The organism is Nonomuraea sp. NPDC001636 (genome assembly GCF_040298265.1).
GTDB lineage: Bacteria > Actinomycetota > Actinomycetes > Streptosporangiales > Streptosporangiaceae > Nonomuraea.
In genome coordinates this window covers 77,747-95,739 of record NZ_JBEOZT010000017.1, presented here as the reverse complement: position 1 = coordinate 95,739, position 17,993 = coordinate 77,747, and the positions used below count along the sequence as shown (strand labels likewise).

The window sequence follows — 17,993 nt, the reverse complement described above, 5'->3', positions numbered from 1 at the left end:
CGCGCCCCGCCGGTCACCGGCCCACCGCCAGGTACACCCGCATCGGCACCGACAGCACGCCCTCGGGGAAGGCCTTCCTGAGCTCCCCGCGCTGCCGCCCGACCAGCTCGTCGGCCGCGTCCGGCGACAGGGCCGCCATGTACGAGTGGGAGCGCAGGTCGAGCAGGAAGTCCTCGATGCCGACCAGCCTCGTCCACGGGATCCAGCGCTCCTGGACCACCTCGAAGGCCGCGGCGATCGGCGGCACCGACCACTCCTCGACCGCCGGCCCCCAGTACGTGGGCACCGCCTCGGCCAGCCGCGCCTCGTAGGCGGCCAGCCACTCGGCCTGCGCCGCGTGGTGCAGGTTCCAGCAGCCCACGATCGCGCCGCCGGGCCGCAGCACCCGCCTGGCCTCGGCGATCGAGACGACGGGGTCGAGCCAGTGCCACGACTGGGCGTACGTCACCAGGTCGGCCACCCCGTCGGCCAGCGGCAGCGCGTTGCCGTCGGCGATCACCGCGGCGACCGCCGGCGGCTCGCCGTCGATCCGCGTGACCAGCCGGGCCAGCATCTCCGCCCCCGGATCGACCGCGATCACCTGGGAGCCGCGGGCCCGCAGCGCGTGCGTCAGGATGCCCGTGCCCGCGCCCACGTCGATCGTGGTGGCGCCGTCGAGCTCGATCCCGGTCACCTCGGTGAGCGCGCGGTACATCTCGTCGGGATAGGTCGGGCGGCCCGCGTCGTAGGCGTCGGCCACGCTGTCGAAGACCCGCGCGAGGTCTCTGGTCGGCCCCACGTTCCTGGTCGGTCCCACGTTCATCGGGACGCCGCCAGGTGCAGGCGGGCGAAGGCCAGCGCCTCGGCCAGGTCGTCGACGCGCTCGGTGCGGCTGGCCGCCTTGCGGGTGTTGATCTCCAGCACCACCAGGCCGCCGTAGCCCGAGTTCGCCAGGCGTTCCAGCATCTGGGCGCACGGCTGGTTGCCCCTGCCGGGGACCAGGTGCTCGTCCTTGTTGGTCACGCCCATGCCGTCGGCCAGGTGGAGGTGGGCGAGCCGGTCGCCGAGCTTGGTGGCCATCTCCATGGCGTCGGAGCCGGACACCGCGGTGTGCGACAGGTCGAGGGTGACCTGCGGGAAGTCGTAGTCGATCGGGTTCCAGTCGGGCGAGTACGGCACCACGTCGTTGCCCCTGGCGCGCAGCGGGAACATGTTCTCGACCGCGAACGTGACATTCGTCTCGTCACGCATGCGGGCCAGGCCGTTCTCGAAGTCGCGGGCGTAGTCGCGCTGCCAGCGGAACGGCGGGTGGACCACGACGGTCGAGGCGCCGAGGCGCTCAGCGGCCTTCTGCGCCCTGACCAGCTTGGCCCAGGGGTCTCTGCCCCACACCCGCTGCGTCACGAGCAGACAGGGCGCGTGGATCGCCAGGACGGGCACCTGATAGTGCTCCGACAGCCGCTCGATCACGTCGATGTCCTGGCTCACCGGATCGGCGCCGACCATGATCTCGACACCGTCGTAGCCCAGGCGCGCGGCCAGTTCGAACGCGTCGGGAGTGCGTTCTGGATATACCGAGGCGGTGGACAATGCGATCTTCGCATTGGGCACGCGGATGACATCAGCCACGTTGCCAGCCTAAGCCGGAGAAGCGCCTCTGGCGCGTGAGCCCCACCAGATAGCCCTACCCAACCCCCCATCCCACCTCAAAGACACTCCCTGAAACCCCGCTACGGTTGGGGCCATGCCACGGATAGCCAGAGGCGCGATCCCCAGCCCGAACATCTGGAACGCTCCCCAGGTCTACGAGCTGGAGAACCGCGCCGTGGACCCGGAGGGGGCGGCCGACGCCGCGATGCGCGAACTGCGCCCCTGGGCCGGCGCCACCGTGCTCGACATCGGCTGCGGCACCGGCTTCCACCTGCCCGTCCTGGCCGCCGACGCGGCCGCCGTGATCGGCGTCGAGCCGCACGGCGACCTGGCCGGACTGGCCCGCCGCCGCTGCGCGAACCTGCCCAACGTCTCGGTGCACGCCGCCGCCGCCCAGGACCTCCCGCTGCCCGACGCCAGCGTCGACGTGGCCATGGCCCGCTGGGCCTACTTCTTCGGCCCCGGCTGCGAGCCCGGCCTGCGCGAGCTGTCCCGCGTCGTACGCCGCGGCGGCGCCGCGTTCGTCATCGACCTCGACGCCACCCGCGGCTCGTTCGGCCGCTGGTTCTCCCGCACGGTGCCGACGTACTCGGCGCGCGAGGTGGAGGCGTTCTGGGTCCGCCAGGGCTGGCAGCGGCGGCCGCTCGACCTCACGATGACCTTCGAGCGCCGGGCCGACCTGGAGGCCGTGCTGCGCATCGAGTTCACCCCCGAGGTGGCCGAGCAGGCCGTCGCGGAGACCCCGGGCCTGGAGCTCTTCTACCCGAACGTACTGCGCTGGCGCTACTTCTGAGCTCACGGCCTCACCCCGTTCGGCGGGCTCGGTCGCCATACGCCGCTCTGCTCGCTCCGCTCCCGCCGCTCCCTCGCGCGGGCTTGACCTTGACGTCGGCGTCAACGTTTACCGTGGGGGCATGCGCATCGGGGAGCTGGCGGAACGCACCGGGGTGAGCACCCGTTCACTTCGCTACTACGAGCAGCACGGCCTGCTCTCGGCCAGACGCGGCCCCAACGGCTACCGCGAGTACGCCGAGGAGGACGTCAAGCTGGTGGCCGAGATCCGGTCGCTGCTCTCGGTCGGCTTCACGCTGGAGGACACCCGTCCCTTCGTCGACTGCCTGCGCTCGGGCCATAGCTCGGGCGGTTCCTGCCGGGAGTCCGTCGAGGTCTACCAGCGCAAGATCATGCAGATCGACGAGGAGATCCGGGTGCTGCTCGCCCGCCGCGCCGAGGTCGCCGCCCAGCTCGCCCAGTCGTGTCCCGGCTGTTTCGTAAGGGGAGACAAATGATCACTTTGACCACCGACAACTTCGAGAAACAGGTGCTCAAGAGCGACAAGCCGGTGCTGGTCGACTTCTGGGCCGAGTGGTGCCCGCCGTGCCGCATGGTGGCCCCCGTCCTGGACGAGATCGAGGCCGAGCACGGCCTGGCCATCGGCAAGCTCAACACCGACGAGAACCCCGAGATCATGTCCCGCTACGGCGTGATGGGCCTGCCCACGCTGCTGCTGTTCGAGAACGGCGAGCCCGTCAGGCAGATCGTCGGCGCCCGGCCCAAGCGCCTGCTGGTGCAGGAACTGGGCCTCACGCGGTAGTCGAGGATTGTCGGCACGGGCCGCTAGCCTGCTCGACATGGCCAAGACAGCGCAGAAGCCCGGTTACCGCTGTGCCGAGTGCGGCTGGCGCACCGGCAAGTGGGTCGGCAGGTGCGGCGAGTGCCAGGCGTGGGGCACTGTCGACGAGGAGGGCGCGCGCGCCGGGGTCAACGTCGTCCAGGGCGGCGCGACCACCGGGCCCGCGCTGCCCATCGGCCAGGTCAAGGCCGAGGTGGCCGCGGCCCGCACCACCGGGGTGAGCGAGCTCGACCGGGTGCTCGGCGGCGGCCTGGTGCCCGGCGCGGTGGTGCTGCTGGCCGGCGAGCCCGGCATCGGCAAGTCCACGCTGCTGCTGGAGGCCGCGGCCCGCATCGCCGAGCGCACCACCGTCCTCTACGTGACGGGTGAGGAGTCGGCGGCCCAGGTGCGCCTGCGGGCCGACCGCATCGGCGCCATCCAGGACAACCTCTACCTCGCCGCCGAGACCGAGCTGTCGGCGCTGATCACCCACGTCGACAAGGTCGAGCCCAGCCTGCTGGTGGTCGACTCGGTCCAGACGGTCGGCTCGGCCCAGACCACCGGCGTGCCGGGCGGCGTGACCCAGGTGCGCGAGGTGGCCGCCAACCTGGTGCGCATGGCCAAGGAGCGCAACCTCGCCACGGTCCTCGTGGGTCACGTCACCAAAGAGGGCTCGATCGCCGGCCCCCGCACCCTCGAACACCTGGTCGACGTCGTGCTCAACTTCGAGGGCGACCGCCACTCCAGGCTGCGCATGGTCCGCGCGATCAAGAACAGATTCGGCCCCACCGACGAGGTCGGCTGCTTCGACCTGCACGAGCGCGGCATCGAGGGCATCACCGACCCGAGCGGGCTGTTCGTCTCGCGGCGCAGCGAGCCGGTCGCCGGCACCTGCGTCACCGTCACCGTCGAGGGCACCCGCCCGCTGCCCGCCGAGGTGCAGGCGCTCGTGGCCCGCACCGAGGCCCAGCAGCCGCGGCGCACGTCCTCGGGGCTCGACACCTACCGCGTCCAGATGATCCTCGCCGTGCTGGAGCGCCGGCTCAACGCCCGGCTCGGCGGCTGCGACGTGTTCACCGCCACCGTGGGCGGCATCAAGCTGGCCGATCCGGCCGTCGACCTGGCGGTCATGCTCGCCGTCGCGAGCGCCGCGGGCGACAAGCCGCTGCCGCCCGGTCTGGTGGCGCTCGGCGAGGTGGGCCTGGCGGGCGAGTTGCGCCCGGTCAAAGACGTGCGCAGGCGGCTGACGGAGGCGTCCAGGCTGGGGTTCAAGCGGGCGCTCGTGCCCGCCGGGTCCCTGGAGACGGGCGCCGGGAAGCGCACCGGGCAGCGGGCTCTGGTGCCCGTCGGGCCCGTGGCGTTCGCCCCCGGGTTCGAGGTCGTCCAGGCGGAGAACGTCTGGGACGCACTCACGCACGTCACATAGCACGGCTAAGCTGGGCGTGACCAATCGACACGGGGGTCAGGTGGACAGGAGTCTTGACGACCGCCGTCGCGACGCTTTGGCCGCCGTGGCGCCGGGCACTCCGCTGCGCGACGGCCTGGAGCGCATCCTGCGCGGGCAGACCGGCGGCCTGATCGTGCTCGGCCACAACAGGACCGTCGAAGAGGTCTGCAGCGGCGGCTTCGAGCTCGACGTCGAGTTCTCGGCCACCCGCCTGCGCGAGCTGGCCAAGATGGACGGCGCGATCGTGGTGAGCAACGACCAGAAGATCGTGCGCGCCGCCGTGCACCTCGTCCCCGATCCCGCGATCCCCACCGACGAGTCGGGCACCCGCCACCGCACCGCCCAGCGCGTGGCCAGGCAGACGGGCCTGCCCATCATCGCGATCAGCAAGTCCATGCGGATCATCGCCCTCTACCTCGACGGCATCCGCTACGTGCTGGAGGAGTCCGCGGCCATCCTGTCCAAGGCCAACCAGGCCCTGGCCACCCTTGAGCGCTACAAGCACCGGCTCGACGAGGTCTCCGGCACCCTGTCGGCGCTGGAGATCGAAGACCTCGTCACCGTGCGCGACGTGTCGGCGGTGGCCCAGCGCCTGGAGATGGTCCGGCGCATCTCCGACGAGATCAAGGGCTACGTGGTCGAGCTCGGCACCGACGGCCGGCTGCTGTCGCTGCAGCTCGACGAGCTGGTGGCGGGCGTCGACTCCGAGCGCGAGCTGGTCGTGCGCGACTACCTGCCGGCCCCCGCGAGCCGCCGCCAGAAGCGCCTGGTCGAGGCCCTGCACGACCTCGACCACCTGTCGGGTGCCGAGCTGCTCGACCTGTCGGCCGTCGCGCACGTGCTGGGCCACGGCGGCGCCGAGCGGCTCGACAGCCCGGTGAGCCCGCGCGGCTTCCGGCTGCTGGCCAAGGTGCCCCGGCTGCCCGCCACGGTGGTCGACCGGCTGGTCAACCACTTCGGCGGCCTGCAGAAGCTGCTGGCCGCCAGCATCGACGACCTGCAGGAGGTGGGCGGCGTCGGGGAGTCGCGCGCCCGCAGCGTCCGCGAGGGCCTGTCCCGCCTGGCGGAGTCGTCGATACTCGAACGTTACGTCTGAGGCCGCTCACCGCAGGTGGAAGACGCCCTTGCCGCTGCGGAGCGCGCCCATGCGGGCGGTGGCCACGTACGTGCCGGGCAGCGCGGAGGCCGGGGTCGTGCGGCAGTCGGTGCTCGACCGGCGGCGGTCCCACTCCAGGGTGCGCACGTACGGGATCCCGCGCTGCAGCTCCCTGACCTCGGTGCCCACCCCGCTGACGCAGTCGGCGGTGGACCAGATGCGGTCGGCGCCGGAGGTGATGCGGATCTCCATGGCCCGCGGCCCGACGTCGGCCGTGCACATCACCGGCCCGGTGTTGACCAGCGTGACGATGAAGGTCGGACGCGCCGCGCCGGTGTAGATCGGCTCCTTGCCGCCCTGGAGGCTCAGCACCAGGCTGTCCTGCGGGCACGGCTCCCCCGGCCGCCTCGGCTTGGCGGCCGGGCTCTCCTTGGGCGCGGGGGTGGGCGACGGGCTGGCCGTCCCCATGGCGAGCGTGCGCAGGCCCGCGAGCAGCGGATCGGCGGCGGGCGTCGCGCTCGGTGAGCTCTGCGCGCTGGACGAGCGTTCCGGCCCGGAGCCCCCGCTGGAGCATGCCCACGCCACCACGGCCACCACGACGAGGACGGCCACCAGCACGCTCATGCGACGCCGCCAGTAGACGTCACCGCCGTCGCCACCCATCGAATCCGGATCCATAGGCACAGCATGGTAATTGATCGGCTACCAACAGTGACGACACGCCGAGCGAGCATGTTTACGAATACGCTTGACCGCGTGGTTGAGCCGAACCTCCTGCACGCCCCCGTTCTGGAGTGGTACGAGGACAACGCCCGAGACCTCCCCTGGCGCGCCGACGACGCGACGCCGTGGGGAGTGCTGGTCAGCGAGATCATGCTGCAGCAGACCCCGGTCGTCCGCGTCCTGCCGGTGTGGCTGGAGTGGATGGCGCGCTGGCCCACTCCCAAGTCGCTGGCCGCCGAGCCGCCGGGTGAGGCCGTACGGCATTGGGGCCGGCTCGGTTATCCGCGCCGGGCGCTGCGCCTGCACGCCTGCGCCCGCGCCATCGCCGACGAGCACGGCGGCGAGGTGCCCGCCGACCACGCGACGCTGCTGGCCCTGCCGGGCATCGGGGAGTACACCGCCGCCGCGGTCGCCAGCTTCGCGTACGGCGGCCGGCACGCCGTCCTGGACACCAATGTGCGGCGGGTGTTCGCGCGGGCCGTACGGGCCGAGGAGTACCCGCCCACGGCCACCTCGGCGGCCGAGCGGCGGCTGGCCGAGGCGCTGCTGCCGGAGCTGGGGGCGGCCCGCTGGGGGGTGGCCGTGATGGAGCTGGGCGCGCTGGTCTGCACGGCCCGCGCGCCGCGCTGCGCCGACTGCCCGATCGCCGACCTGTGCGCGTGGCGATTGGCCGGCAAACCACCCCACACCGGTCCCGCCCGCAAGGGCCAGACGTACGCCGGCACCGACCGCCAGTGCCGCGGCCGCCTGCTCGCGGTGCTCCGCGCGGCCCACGGCCCGGTGCCGAAGGCGGCCCTCGACGTGGTGTGGGACGACGCGACCCAGCGCGAACGCGCCCTCGACGGCCTGGTCGCCGACGGCCTGGCCGAGGTGCTCGACGACGGCACGTACCGGCTGCCGCACTCCTGAGCGCCCGCTAGGCCATCCACGGGGGCACGGTGCGGTCCGTGCCCTTCGGGGCCAGGTCGCAGGCGTCGGGCGCGGACTCGCCGCTCGGGTTGTAGACCTCCACCCCCGGCGGCGCGACCACGATCGAGACGAACCCGTGCTCGGCGTCGGCGAACATCTGCCGGCTCACGTCGGCCGGCAGGACCATGGTGTCCCCCGCCCCGACCTCGAACCGCTCCCCGCCCAGCTCGACGACCGCGCCGCCGGCCAGCCAGGTCCACACCAGCTCGCGGTCGGCGGCGTGCACCGGGCCCTCCATGCCGGGGTTGGCGTCCACCCGCCACATGACCTGCCCGGCCCGGCCCTGGGTGGGCGAGGCGAGCGTGGTCATCAGGCCGTTGGGCGTGCGGACTTGACGGGCGTCGGCGGACATGACGACAGGCATCAGACAAACTCCTTCTCTGCGGTGGGCACGGCTGCGCGCCGCGCGTCCTCGGTGGCGATCAGGCGATCCACGGCGGGGTGCCGAGGTCGCCACCCTCTGCGCTGATGGCCCTGGCGCCCGCGGCCGCGGTGACGACGGCCGCGTAACCGGCCTCCGCGTCGGCCAGCACCCTGCGCACCACGTGGGCGGGCATGACGACGGTGTCGCCCGGCCCGACCTTGAAGCGCTCGTCGCCCAGCTCGACGGTGGCGCCGCCGGAGAGCCAGCTCCACACCTGCTCGCTGTCGAAGTCGTGCCGGGGGCCCTGCGCACCCGGCTTGGCGTCGACCCGCCAGAGCGAGCGGGCGGCCCCGCCCTGCGTCGGCGAGGCGAAAGTGGTCATGACCCCGGAGGGGGTCTCGGAACGCCGGGAATCCGCGTCACGAATGACAGACACGCTCTGACCCCTTAAGATAGGCAACTACGTTGTCTATATAGTTAACCAGGTTGTCTATCTTGTCAAGCGACACCCCAGGCTTCGAACTGCCTCTACGACTTCTGCTGGCCTTCCGCACGCTCATCGACGAGCTGCACACCGAGCTGGCCCGACAGGGCTATCCGGACCTCCGTCCGAACCACGGGTTCGTCATGCAGGCGATCGGCACGCGCGGCACGACCGCCGTCGACCTGGGCCGTACCCTGGGCGTGTCGAAACAGGCCGCGGGCAAGACGATCGAGACCCTCGAACGCGCCGGCTACGTCGAGCGCACCAGGGACGACTACGACACCCGGCGCAAGATCGTGCGCCTCACGCCCCGCGGCGTCGAAGCGCTCGACCGCTCAGCCCGCATCTTCGACGAGCTGCGCGCCCGATGGGCCGCGGAGCTGGGCGAGGACCGTCTGCGGGCCCTGGAGTCGGACCTGCGCAGGATGACGCCGGCGAACATGTGGCGGCTGGACACGCCAGGCTGGTTCGCCGGCCTCTGAGTGGATCCGCTGAGCCTCGACCGGCCCTGGCTTCCTGATCAGGCGGCCAGTTGCAGGCCGAGGCTGGTCAGGTTCGTACGGGCCCAGGCCAGCTCCTCGGCCAGCAGCGACACCAGCGCGCCCGGCCCCTTCGCGCGCCCCGGCACGAACAGGTTGTGCGTCTCGACCTCAATGTGCGCGCTCCCGCTGACCGCGCCCGACAACATCGCGGTCAGCGTGTCGTGCAGCACCGCGCCGGTGCTCGGCGTCTCGCCCGTGTGGTTGTGCACGTGCCCCAGCTTGACGACGGGCGCACCGGCCTCCGCCAGGCCCTTCAGCGCCGCGCCGGGCTCCTCGGCCCCGCAGGCGAGGTGACAGGCGTCCAGGCACACGCCCAGATGCTCGGAGTCGATGCCGCCCACCCGCACCAGCGCCTGCTCGGTCGTCTCCAGGACGCACCCCGGCCACGGCTCGAAGCCGACCCTGATGGTCTTCCCGGTCACGCTGTAGATGCCGCGCAGCTCGCGGGCCAGCCGCTCCAGGCGGCGCGTGGCGATGGCGTGCAGGTCGGCGGGCCAGTCGCGACGCCAGCCGATCGGGATCGTCGAGATGCTGCCGAACCGTACGTCGTCGGGCAGCAGGAAGGCCAGGATCTTGGCCAGCGCCATGGTGTAGCGGTAGCGCTCGGGCTTGGCCCAGTCGGGGCCGGGGACCTCCTGGTTGCGTCCGCCGGTGCCGTTGAGGCTGACGACCTCCAGGCCGCGCTCCTCCAGGGAGCGGCGCAGCCGTACGAGCTCGATGCGGTCGGCCGTGAGGTGGTCGGCGACGCCGGGCGACAACCACAGCCCGATGCCCATCCGCTCCACGCCCAGCCTCTTGCGCACCGGCACCGCGTAGCGGGTCAGGTGCGCGATCAGGTTCTCCAGGTCCTCGGCAGGGTGGATGCCTGCGTTGTAGGCGAGGTGAACGAGCGTTCCGTCGTTGTGACGCAGGCGCATCGGTTCCTCCACGGCTTGCTTGAGTGTTCCCGTCGCCCGCCTCAGACGCGCGAACCCTGTGAGCATGCCTGCTTCCGGGTGGCGCACGCGTCCGCCCTGAGTTGATTCCTTACTACTCCCCAGGGAGCAGCTCCGACTCTAGGAACACGCTCTTGCGGATCACTTGGATGAGACTTGGCGATGCTCTACGCAGTGTAGTACTACTACCGGTGGCGGCGTACCCACCCATCCAACAATTAAGCAACAACCCACCCCCCCTCGAACCCAACCCAGAGACAGCCCTGCCGGGAACCAAACAAGACGCCCACCCCCCTCATCGACCTCCAAAACGGACCCCGCCCCCGGAACACGCACCACACAACGACAACCGCCCACGTACAGGCCCAGCCCCCACCCCCTACAGGCCCTCAGCCATGTACGGCACCCGCACCAGCCCAAGCCCTCCGCCCTGCGGACGCCCAGCCCCGTACGGCACTTGGGCCCACCCGGCCCCGCCGCAAGGAGCCAACACCCGAAGCCGGTAACCGCGCCACAGAAGCCAGCGGCCAGCCACATACGGGCCCGAACCCCTCCCCTGCAGGCCCCCAGCCCCGTACGGCCCCCGGCCCCACCCGCCCCCGCCACAAAGAACCACACCCGAAGCCGGCAACAGCGCCACGGACAGCCGCCAGCCGCCCCAAGCCCCGCCCTCTACAGGCCCCCAGCCACGTACGGCACCTGCGCCAGCCCGACCCCGCCGCAAGGAACCAACACCCGAAGCCGGTAACTGCGCCACAAAAGCCAGCGGCCAGCCACATGCGGGCTCTACTCCCGCCTCTCTGGAGGCCCTCACCCGTGTACGGGCGCCAGGGCCCCCGCCACGCCGCAAGGACCACCCCCCGAACCCAATCAACGGCGCCGCAGAGAACCAGCGCCCAGAGAAAGGGCCGCAGAATGCTGGCACCCCGAAGACGTGCGGCGCTGCAACACCAGCGCCCGGTCGCAGGCCGCGGCCGGGCGTCGGGCGTCGGGCGTCGGGCGTCGGGCGTCGGGCGTCGGGCGTCGGGCGTCGGGCGTCGGGCGTCGGGCGTCGGGCGTCGGGCGTCGGGGGTCGGGCGTCGGGCGTCGGGCGTCGGGCGTCGGGCGTCGGGGGTCGGGCGTCGGGGGTCGGGGGTCGGGGGTCGGGGGTCGGGGGTCGGGGGTCGGGGGTCAATGGACGGCGGGCCAGGGTCGCTGGTCACTGGTCGGCGGCCGGGGGTCGCTGGTCGGGCGCCGCAGGGCGGGGGTCAGTGGACAAGGGTCGGCCCTCGGCGGTCGGCGGTCGGCGGTCAGTGGACGGGGATCAGTGGACGGCGGCCCAGGGTCGCTGGTCACTGGTCGGCGGCCGGGGGCCGCTGGTCGGGCACCGGCCACCGAGGGGCGGCGGTCAGTGGACGAGGGTCGGCCCTCGGCCCTCGGCCGTGGGCGGTCGGCGGTCGGCGGTCGGCGGTCGGCGGTCGAGGGTCAGGCGTCAGGCGTCAGGCGTCAGGCGTCAGGGTGATGGAACGCGAAAACCCCCGCCGGGGCGGGGGTTTTCGGTGGTGGTCGGTCAGTGCTGGATCGGTGCGGCGATCGCCGCCGCCGAGTCCGGGACCGTCGAGGCGGACTCGCCCTTGAAGACGAACGTGGCGTTGTCGCCTTCGCCCTCGATCGTCACCTTCACGACCTGCCCCGGACGGAGCTCGCCGTAGAGGATCTTCTCGGACAGGGAGTCCTCCAGCTCGCGCTGGATCGTACGGCGCAGCGGCCGGGCGCCCATGACCGGGTCGTAACCGCGGTCGGCGAGCAGCTGCTTGGCCTCCGGCGAGACCTCGAGACCCATGTCGCGGTCCTTCAGCCTGGCGTCGACCTGGGCGAGCATCAGATCGACGATCTTGATGATCTCGTTCGGCGTCAGCTGGTGGAAGACCACGATGTCGTCGACACGGTTGAGGAACTCGGGCCGGAAGTGCTGCTTGAGCTCCTCCTGGACCTTCGCCTTCATCCGCTCGTAGTTGGACTCGGTGTCGTTGGACTTCGCGAACCCGACCCCGATGCCCTTGGAGATGTCGCGGGTGCCGAGGTTGGTGGTCATGATGATGACCGTGTTCTTGAAGTCGACCACGCGGCCCTGGGCGTCGGTCAGGCGACCGTCCTCCAGGATCTGCAGCAGCGAGTTGAAGATGTCGGGGTGGGCCTTCTCGATCTCGTCGAACAGGACCACGGAGAACGGCTTGCGCCGCACCTTCTCGGTGAGCTGGCCGCCCTCCTCGTAGCCGACGTAGCCGGGAGGCGAGCCGAACAGCCTGGAGACGGTGTGCTTCTCCATGAACTCCGACATGTCCAGGCTGATCAGAGCGTCTTCGTCGCCGAAGAGGAACTCCGCCAGAGCCTTGGACAGCTCGGTCTTACCGACACCGGACGGACCCGCGAAGATGAACGAGCCACCGGGACGGCGCGGGTCCTTCAGACCGGCGCGGGTACGCCGGATGGACCGCGACAGGCCCTTGATGGCGTCGTCCTGGCCGATGATCCGCTTGTGGAGCTCGTCCTCCATGCGGAGCAGGCGCTGGGACTCCTCCTCGGTCAGCTTGAAGACCGGGATGCCGGTGGCGGTCGCCAGGACCTCGGCGATGAGCTCCTGGGTGACCTCGGCCACGACGTCCATGTCGCCGGCCTTCCACTCCTTCTCCCGCCGCTCGCGCTTGAGCTGGAGCTGCTTCTCCTGGTCGCGGAGCGCAGCGGCCTTCTCGAAGTCCTGCGCGTCGATCGCGGACTCCTTGTCGCGACGGACGTTGGCGATCTTCTCGTCGTACTCGCGCAGGTCCGGCGGAGCGGTCATCCGGCGGATGCGCATCCGGGAACCGGCCTCGTCGATGAGGTCGATCGCCTTGTCGGGCAGGTAGCGGTCGCTGATGTAGCGGTCGGCCAGCTGCGCGGCGGCCACCAGGGCGTCGTCGGTGATGGAGACGCGGTGGTGGGCCTCGTAGCGGTCGCGCAGACCCTTGAGGATCTCGATCGTGTGGCTGAGAGAGGGCTCGGCCACCTGGATCGGCTGGAAGCGGCGCTCCAGCGCGGCGTCCTTCTCGAGGTACTTGCGGTACTCGTCGAGGGTGGTGGCGCCGATCGTCTGCAGCTCGCCACGGGCCAGCATCGGCTTGAGGATGCTGGCGGCGTCGATCGCGCCCTCGGCGGCGCCCGCGCCGACGAGCGTGTGCAGCTCGTCGATGAACAGGATGATGTCGCCGCGCGTGCGGATCTCCTTGAGCACCTTCTTCAGGCGCTCTTCGAAGTCACCGCGGTAGCGAGAGCCGGCGACCAGGGCGCCGAGGTCAAGCGTGTAGAGCTGCTTGTCCTTCAGCGTCTCGGGCACCTCGCCCCTGACGATCTTCTGCGACAGGCCCTCGACGACGGCGGTCTTGCCGACGCCGGGCTCGCCGATCAGCACCGGGTTGTTCTTGGTCCTCCGGGAGAGGACCTGCATGACCCGCTCGATCTCCTTCTCACGGCCGATGACCGGGTCGAGCTTGCCCTCACGGGCCGCCTGGGTCAGGTTGCGGCCGAACTGGTCGAGCACCAGGGACGTGGACGGCGCCGACTCCTGGGGACCGCCCGCGGCGGCCGGCTCCTTGCCCTGGTAACCGTGGAGCAACTGGATGACCTGCTGCCGGACACGGTTGAGATCAGCTCCAAGCTTGACCAGCACCTGGGCGGCCACACCCTCACCCTCGCGGATGAGCCCGAGCAGGATGTGCTCGGTGCCGATGTAGTTGTGACCCAGCTGCAAAGCCTCACGGAGCGACAGCTCGAGGACCTTCTTGGCCCGCGGGGTGAACGGAATGTGCCCCGACGGAGCCGACTGGCCCTGGCCGATGATCTCCTCGACCTGCTGGCGCACACCCTCAAGGCTGATGCCGAGGCTCTCCAGAGCCTTGGCGGCTACGCCCTCACCTTCATGGATCAAACCAAGAAGAATGTGCTCAGTGCCGATGTAGTTGTGGTTGAGCATCCTGGCCTCTTCTTGGGCCAAGACGACAACACGCCTCGCTCGGTCGGTGAACCTCTCGAACATCTCGTCGCTCCTCACAGAGCGGTCAGTCAGGCCGGTAAATCCGGTCCCGTCATCCCGCATGCTAGCCCTGGCTCGGCGAACCGTGCCCACTGCCGCTGACACGCTCTATAGCAGAGACGTTCCCCGAGAGCAGGGCGTTCACCCTCTATCCAACTACTGTTCGGGGGTGACGTGTTCCCGATACGCCGCAAGCGAACGATGTTTAGGCGCTTCCCGGAAGCGCCTGGAATTCGACGCCCGCGGCCCAGGGCGGACCAACACGGATCGGCCGTCGGACGCCGGGGCGAAGCCGGCCTTGGGGTGCCCGCCGGCCACGCATCTCCGATGCCCGCGCCCGTATCTGTTACGTAATCATCGTATGTGCTGCTCCAAACCGCGTCCAAGCGCGGGCGCTACGCCCTGAGCACAACTCGGCACCCACCGCACCGCCACACGTATTCCCCATCGGGTCAGCCGGGTTACCGATCGCCGGTGCGCACGAGGGTCCTGCGACGGGACAATGCGCGGCACACAGGAGAGGCCACCGGTTTTCCGTCGCCCCCCACCGGCCGCACGCCCGCGTTTTGCCGGCCATCCGCGGCCCGGCCCACCGAGAGGCCCGAAGAGGGACCCGACAAGCCCCGAGAACCCCGCACAAGGCCGTAAGAAGACGGAAGTACCCGGTACCGGAAGAAGGCTTGCGACGACGCTTCGGGAAGGACCGCGCTGCCCGATTGTGCGGCGGAGCGTCACCGCTTTGCGCGTACGCCGCAGGAGCCGGGATGGGGAACATTGCGGCGAGTGACGGCATTGGCCCGTTCCCGCCGCGGGTGACGAAGACGACGGCGAGCCCGGCGGCGCCCGGGAATTGACACGGACGCCGGCCGCAAAGCCCGGCACGTTCCACTCCCGCGCGGCGCCTTGCCCGCGCGACACGAGTGAGCAATACGCCCACATTTGGGCGAATTAGAAGATCAACAAGAGGTCCGGGGATTCACGAACTCCCCACAAAAACGATCATGCGCTTATGGCGCTCGCCGGGGTCCTAGGCGAACGGCATAAGCGCATGGTCAGGAGATGGCTCTCTCGACGAGGCTCAGTGAGCCGCTTCGTACTTCTCCACGACGGTGGAGGCGATCCTGCCGCGCTCGCTGACCGGCAGGCCGTGAGCCTTGGCCCACTGCCGGATCTCCGAGCTCTTCTCGCGGCTCATCGCACGGTTGCCGCCGCGACCACGGCGACGGGCGGACACGGCTCCTGCCCTGCGGGCGTGCTGCACGAAAGGCGTGAGTGCGTCCCTCAGCTTCTTGGCGTTAACGTCGCTGAGGTCAATCTCATAGGAGGAGCCGTCAATAGCGAAGCTGACCGTCTCATTGGCCTCGCCCCCATCGAGGTCATCGATGAGAATCTCCTGGATCTGCTTGGCCATCTACGCAATCCTTTCCCGGAGCATTGTTTCATTCGCTCGCCCAAACATATACCCGGAAAGGCGCGGAGACAATTCAGCGCTACGGGGATTCGGCTGACCGGCAGATCAGTTCTGGTTCTCGGCCTGATCCTGGTGGTTTGCCCGTCGCCCGGCGACCTCCGATCGCAGCAACTTCACCGCGCCAAAGATGAAGGCGCCGCCGACCACGACCGGGGGGATGAGCGCTGACAATACGTCTGTTACGGCTTCCATTCGTCCTCGCCTCCAGGGCTAGCAGGGTTTCGGGGGCGCTAAATACGCATCCCGGCGCGACCTGCGGGACCTGCGGGAGCACGCCGGACGCTCATGACGCCTAGGTGACAACTCACCCGGAACCGACCATAGCCACACACAGTCGCCCTCAGGGAGCAGGGGCACCGACATCCGGCAACCCGGACGTCCCATAGCCTAATGCCAGTCTCTCCAGGCTCCTTACCGGATCAAGGGAAAATTTTGCGAAAAGGCATCTTCCCAGGTGCGGATGCCTCAACGAAGATCTTTTACCACCCGCGTTCCGGCCAGCCTGTCATGCGGCCCGCGCTCCAACGGCTTGTCGATCAGGATGAGCAGCCCGACGCCGAACAGCAGCATTCCGGCCAGCAGATTGACCACCGGAATGCCCATCAGCATGACAGGCCCGGGATAGACCAGGGCCCGTTTCAGCAGGGCGCCACGCGGAAGGTCGTCCGGCGCCAGGCGAATCTTCATGATCGCCTGGCCGAAGGTCCGCCGGCGCAGGCAATGGGCCCGCCAGTCATAGGCCGTATAACACAGGCCGGCCAGGAACCAGGCAAGGAGCCCGGGGAGCCGCCCGTCGAACGCCTCGACCATCCCGACAGTCCGGAAGACGCCCCACAGCGCGATGAACAGAATGTAATAGAAGACCCCGAAGACCAGCGCCTCAATGAAGCGGGCGGCGAGGCGTTCCCACCATTCCGCGGGCACGGCGCCCGGCCACGACGGTGTCCCGCCCATATCCCACCTCACGCGGTCGGCGGTCGTACCCCCCATTTTGGTACGCCCCGCACACACAAAACAGAGGCCGGCGGGAAGCCGGCCCCTGTTTTACGCTGACGCGGGATTACTTGATCTTCACGACCACCGTGCCCGCGAACTTGTCCGCGAACGTCTGCTGCAGCGGCTTGTCCCACAGCTGCGAGGCGCCGTTGACCGCGACGCACGCCCAGGCGAGCAGCGGGCCGAGGAACGGGATGAGGCTGAGGACGTAGCCGCCCCAGGTGACGCCGGCGCGCTTGATCGCCAGGTCGGACGCGAGCCCGCCCGGAGGCAGGGCCTGACCCACCGGCACGACCTTGATCCCCATGACCATCTTGCCGACCGTCTGGCCGTTCATCTTCGTCAGGAAGAACTCGTAGCAGACCCAGACGGCGGTCGTCACGATCGCCGACAGGAGGCCGATGGTGAAGGCGGACAGGATGCCGGAGGTCGAGCCGGTCGCCGAGTCGTAACCGATCGCGAGCAGGCCCAGGATGAGGCTGACCACGAAGTTCACGACGCCGAGGATGACGCCGTCGATGATCCTCGCGACCAGACGCTGCCACCACTCCGCCAGGGGGGCCGGAGCGCCCGGAGGCTGCACGCCGACGGGCTGACCGTAGGGCTGGCCGTAACCGGGCTGGCCGTAGGGCTGCGACTGCTGCTGCTGGCCGTATGCCTGGCCGTACTGCTGCTGGTCGCCGTACTGCTGGCCGTAACCCTGCTGCTGGTCGCCGTACTGCTGCTGGGCGTAGCCGCCCTGCTGGCCGTACTGGGCGTCCTGGCCGTAGCCCTGCTGCTGGCCGTAGCCCTGCTGGCCGTACTGGGCCTCCTGGCCGTAACCCTGTTGCCCCGAGGCGGCCTGCTGGCCGTAGCCGGGCTGGGCGTACTGCTGGCCCGAGGACTGCGGCTGCTGGCCGTAGCCCTGCTGGCCCGAGGCGGCCTGCTGGCCGTACTGGGCGTCCTGGCCGTAGCCCTGCTGCTGGCCGTAGTCGGGTAGCGACTGCGGCTGCTGCCCGTACTGCGGCTGCTGGCCGTAGCCCTGCTGGCCCGAGGCGGCCTGCTGACCGTACTGGGCCTCCTGGCCGTAACCCTGCTGACCCGGAGCGGCCTGCTGGCCGTAGCCGGGCTGGGCGTACTGCTGGCCGGAGGCGGGCTGCTGGCCGTAACCCTGCTGGCCGTACTGGGCCTCCTGGCCGTAGCCGGGCTGCGTGTACTGCTGGCCCGAGGACTGCGGCTGCTGGCCGTAACCCTGCTGGCCCGAGGCGGCCTGCTGGCCGTACTGGGCCTCCTGGCCGTAGCCGGGCTGCGTGTACTGCTGGCCCGAGGACTGCGGCTGCTGACCGTAGCCCTGCTGCTGGCCGTAGCCCTGCTGACCCGGGGCGGCCTGCTGGCCGTACTGGGGCTGCTGGCCGTAGCCCTGCTGCTGGCCGTACTGCTGCTGTTGCTGGCCGTACTGCTGTTGCTGGCCATAGCCCTGTTGCTGCTGCTGACCGTACGGGGGCTGGCCGAAGGCATCGTCCGCCCGGTAGCCGACCACAGTCACGTCCGGGTCGGGCTCACCGGGCCGACGGCCGTGGTGCTGACCGTACTCGGGGTTCTCGCCGGAATCGTCCTGTGGGTACGGCGGCTGTCCGGTGCTCACCGTGTCACCTCGCTTCGAGTGCGCATGTGGCACGTGTCAGGACACATGCCTGT

Annotated in this window: 17 protein-coding genes; 7 read left to right on the top strand and 10 right to left on the bottom strand. The window is 70.3% G+C overall.

All coding sequences use genetic code 11. From position 1 onward, the window contains the following. Nucleotides 1–13 precede the first annotated feature (13 nt). Together ABT158_RS28935 and ABT158_RS28930 are read right to left on the bottom strand one after the other, a co-directional pair. Nucleotides 14–802, bottom strand: coding sequence for a class I SAM-dependent methyltransferase (locus tag ABT158_RS28935; protein ID WP_352358620.1), 789 nt, complete (start codon nucleotides 800–802; stop codon nucleotides 14–16). Continuing rightward, on the bottom strand, nucleotides 799–1,608 hold the full coding sequence (locus ABT158_RS28930; RefSeq protein WP_352358618.1) for a sugar phosphate isomerase/epimerase family protein: 810 nt from the start codon (nucleotides 1,606–1,608) through the stop codon (nucleotides 799–801). Before ABT158_RS28930 ends, ABT158_RS28935 begins: the two co-directional genes overlap by 4 nt. 115 nt (nucleotides 1,609–1,723) lie before the next feature. Between ABT158_RS28930 and ABT158_RS28925 the strand changes: the two genes are divergently transcribed. The 5 genes from ABT158_RS28925 (at nucleotide 1,724) to disA (ending at nucleotide 5,784) form a co-directional block, all read left to right on the top strand. Beyond that, complete coding sequence (locus tag ABT158_RS28925; protein ID WP_352358616.1) at nucleotides 1,724–2,422, top strand: class I SAM-dependent methyltransferase; 699 nt, start codon at nucleotides 1,724–1,726, stop codon at nucleotides 2,420–2,422. 121 nt (nucleotides 2,423–2,543) lie between these two features. Then, nucleotides 2,544–2,918 (top strand): MerR family transcriptional regulator, encoded by a 375-nt coding sequence (locus ABT158_RS28920; RefSeq protein ID WP_352358614.1) that lies wholly within the window; start codon nucleotides 2,544–2,546, stop codon nucleotides 2,916–2,918. Further along, on the top strand, nucleotides 2,915–3,223 hold the full coding sequence (gene trxA, locus ABT158_RS28915) for a thioredoxin (RefSeq protein ID WP_352358612.1): 309 nt from the start codon (nucleotides 2,915–2,917) through the stop codon (nucleotides 3,221–3,223). The genes ABT158_RS28920 and trxA overlap by 4 nt, the downstream gene beginning before the upstream one ends. Nucleotides 3,224–3,260: 37 nt before the next feature. Then, nucleotides 3,261–4,667 carry a DNA repair protein RadA gene (gene radA / locus ABT158_RS28910; RefSeq protein WP_352358610.1) on the top strand — a complete coding sequence of 469 codons (1,407 nt, stop codon included), beginning with the start codon at nucleotides 3,261–3,263 and terminating at the stop codon, nucleotides 4,665–4,667. A 40-nt stretch (nucleotides 4,668–4,707) separates the two neighbouring features. Continuing rightward, the gene (disA, locus tag ABT158_RS28905) at nucleotides 4,708–5,784 is read left to right on the top strand and encodes a DNA integrity scanning diadenylate cyclase DisA (RefSeq protein ID WP_352358608.1); all 1,077 of its coding nucleotides are present in this window, start codon (nucleotides 4,708–4,710) and stop codon (nucleotides 5,782–5,784) included. A gap of 6 nt (nucleotides 5,785–5,790) precedes the next feature. Here disA and ABT158_RS28900 read toward each other — a convergent pair whose 3' ends face one another. After that, complete coding sequence (locus ABT158_RS28900) at nucleotides 5,791–6,462, bottom strand: hypothetical protein (RefSeq protein ID WP_352358606.1); 672 nt, start codon at nucleotides 6,460–6,462, stop codon at nucleotides 5,791–5,793. Nucleotides 6,463–6,540: 78 nt separating this feature from the next. Between ABT158_RS28900 and ABT158_RS28895 the strand changes: the two genes are divergently transcribed. Beyond that, nucleotides 6,541–7,416 (top strand): iron-sulfur binding domain-containing protein, encoded by an 876-nt coding sequence (locus ABT158_RS28895; protein WP_352358604.1) that lies wholly within the window; start codon nucleotides 6,541–6,543, stop codon nucleotides 7,414–7,416. A gap of 7 nt (nucleotides 7,417–7,423) precedes the next feature. Here the strand turns inward: ABT158_RS28895 and ABT158_RS28890 are convergent, their stop codons facing one another. Next, on the bottom strand, nucleotides 7,424–7,840 hold the full coding sequence (locus ABT158_RS28890; RefSeq protein ID WP_352358602.1) for a cupin domain-containing protein: 417 nt from the start codon (nucleotides 7,838–7,840) through the stop codon (nucleotides 7,424–7,426). Between the two features lie 58 nt (nucleotides 7,841–7,898). Further along, on the bottom strand, nucleotides 7,899–8,222 hold the full coding sequence (locus ABT158_RS28885; protein WP_352358600.1) for a cupin domain-containing protein: 324 nt from the start codon (nucleotides 8,220–8,222) through the stop codon (nucleotides 7,899–7,901). 113 nt (nucleotides 8,223–8,335) lie between these two features. On the opposite strand from ABT158_RS28885, the gene ABT158_RS28880 reads away from it, so the two are divergent. Then, complete coding sequence (locus ABT158_RS28880) at nucleotides 8,336–8,806, top strand: MarR family winged helix-turn-helix transcriptional regulator (RefSeq protein ID WP_352358598.1); 471 nt, start codon at nucleotides 8,336–8,338, stop codon at nucleotides 8,804–8,806. A gap of 38 nt (nucleotides 8,807–8,844) precedes the next feature. Here ABT158_RS28880 and ABT158_RS28875 read toward each other — a convergent pair whose 3' ends face one another. From ABT158_RS28875 to ABT158_RS28855, 5 genes are all read right to left on the bottom strand, one after another. Further along, nucleotides 8,845–9,783 (bottom strand): sugar phosphate isomerase/epimerase family protein, encoded by a 939-nt coding sequence (locus tag ABT158_RS28875; RefSeq protein ID WP_352358596.1) that lies wholly within the window; start codon nucleotides 9,781–9,783, stop codon nucleotides 8,845–8,847. Between the two features lie 1,567 nt (nucleotides 9,784–11,350). Further along, the gene (locus tag ABT158_RS28870) at nucleotides 11,351–13,852 is read right to left on the bottom strand and encodes an ATP-dependent Clp protease ATP-binding subunit (protein WP_352358595.1); all 2,502 of its coding nucleotides are present in this window, start codon (nucleotides 13,850–13,852) and stop codon (nucleotides 11,351–11,353) included. 1,075 nt (nucleotides 13,853–14,927) lie between these two features. Next, complete coding sequence (locus ABT158_RS28865; RefSeq protein ID WP_125641669.1) at nucleotides 14,928–15,260, bottom strand: histone-like nucleoid-structuring protein Lsr2; 333 nt, start codon at nucleotides 15,258–15,260, stop codon at nucleotides 14,928–14,930. 525 nt (nucleotides 15,261–15,785) lie between these two features. Continuing rightward, nucleotides 15,786–16,274: an RDD family protein gene (locus ABT158_RS28860; RefSeq protein ID WP_352358593.1), complete on the bottom strand. Its 489-nt coding sequence runs from the start codon at nucleotides 16,272–16,274 to the stop codon at nucleotides 15,786–15,788. A gap of 106 nt (nucleotides 16,275–16,380) precedes the next feature. Next, nucleotides 16,381–17,940 carry an RDD family protein gene (locus ABT158_RS28855; protein ID WP_352358591.1) on the bottom strand — a complete coding sequence of 520 codons (1,560 nt, stop codon included), beginning with the start codon at nucleotides 17,938–17,940 and terminating at the stop codon, nucleotides 16,381–16,383. Between the last annotated feature and the right edge of the window lie 53 nt (nucleotides 17,941–17,993).

Bases quoted from the DNA above. Each gene is read 5' to 3' on its own strand.
- ABT158_RS28875 (WP_352358596.1), bottom strand. From the start codon at position 9,783: ATGCGCCTGCGTCACAACGACGGAACGCTCGTTCACCTCGCCTACAAC.
- ABT158_RS28935 (WP_352358620.1), bottom strand. From the start codon at position 802: ATGAACGTGGGACCGACCAGGAACGTGGGGCCGACCAGAGACCTCGCG.
- radA (WP_352358610.1), top strand. From the start codon at position 3,261: ATGGCCAAGACAGCGCAGAAGCCCGGTTACCGCTGTGCCGAGTGCGGC.
- ABT158_RS28890 (WP_352358602.1), bottom strand. From the start codon at position 7,840: ATGCCTGTCGTCATGTCCGCCGACGCCCGTCAAGTCCGCACGCCCAAC.
- ABT158_RS28920 (WP_352358614.1), top strand. From the start codon at position 2,544: ATGCGCATCGGGGAGCTGGCGGAACGCACCGGGGTGAGCACCCGTTCA.
- ABT158_RS28925 (WP_352358616.1), top strand. From the start codon at position 1,724: ATGCCACGGATAGCCAGAGGCGCGATCCCCAGCCCGAACATCTGGAAC.
- trxA (WP_352358612.1), top strand. From the start codon at position 2,915: ATGATCACTTTGACCACCGACAACTTCGAGAAACAGGTGCTCAAGAGC.
- ABT158_RS28865 (WP_125641669.1), bottom strand. From the start codon at position 15,260: ATGGCCAAGCAGATCCAGGAGATTCTCATCGATGACCTCGATGGGGGC.
- ABT158_RS28870 (WP_352358595.1), bottom strand. From the start codon at position 13,852: ATGTTCGAGAGGTTCACCGACCGAGCGAGGCGTGTTGTCGTCTTGGCC.
- ABT158_RS28900 (WP_352358606.1), bottom strand. From the start codon at position 6,462: ATGGATCCGGATTCGATGGGTGGCGACGGCGGTGACGTCTACTGGCGG.
- ABT158_RS28885 (WP_352358600.1), bottom strand. From the start codon at position 8,222: ATGACCACTTTCGCCTCGCCGACGCAGGGCGGGGCCGCCCGCTCGCTC.
- ABT158_RS28860 (WP_352358593.1), bottom strand. From the start codon at position 16,274: ATGGGCGGGACACCGTCGTGGCCGGGCGCCGTGCCCGCGGAATGGTGG.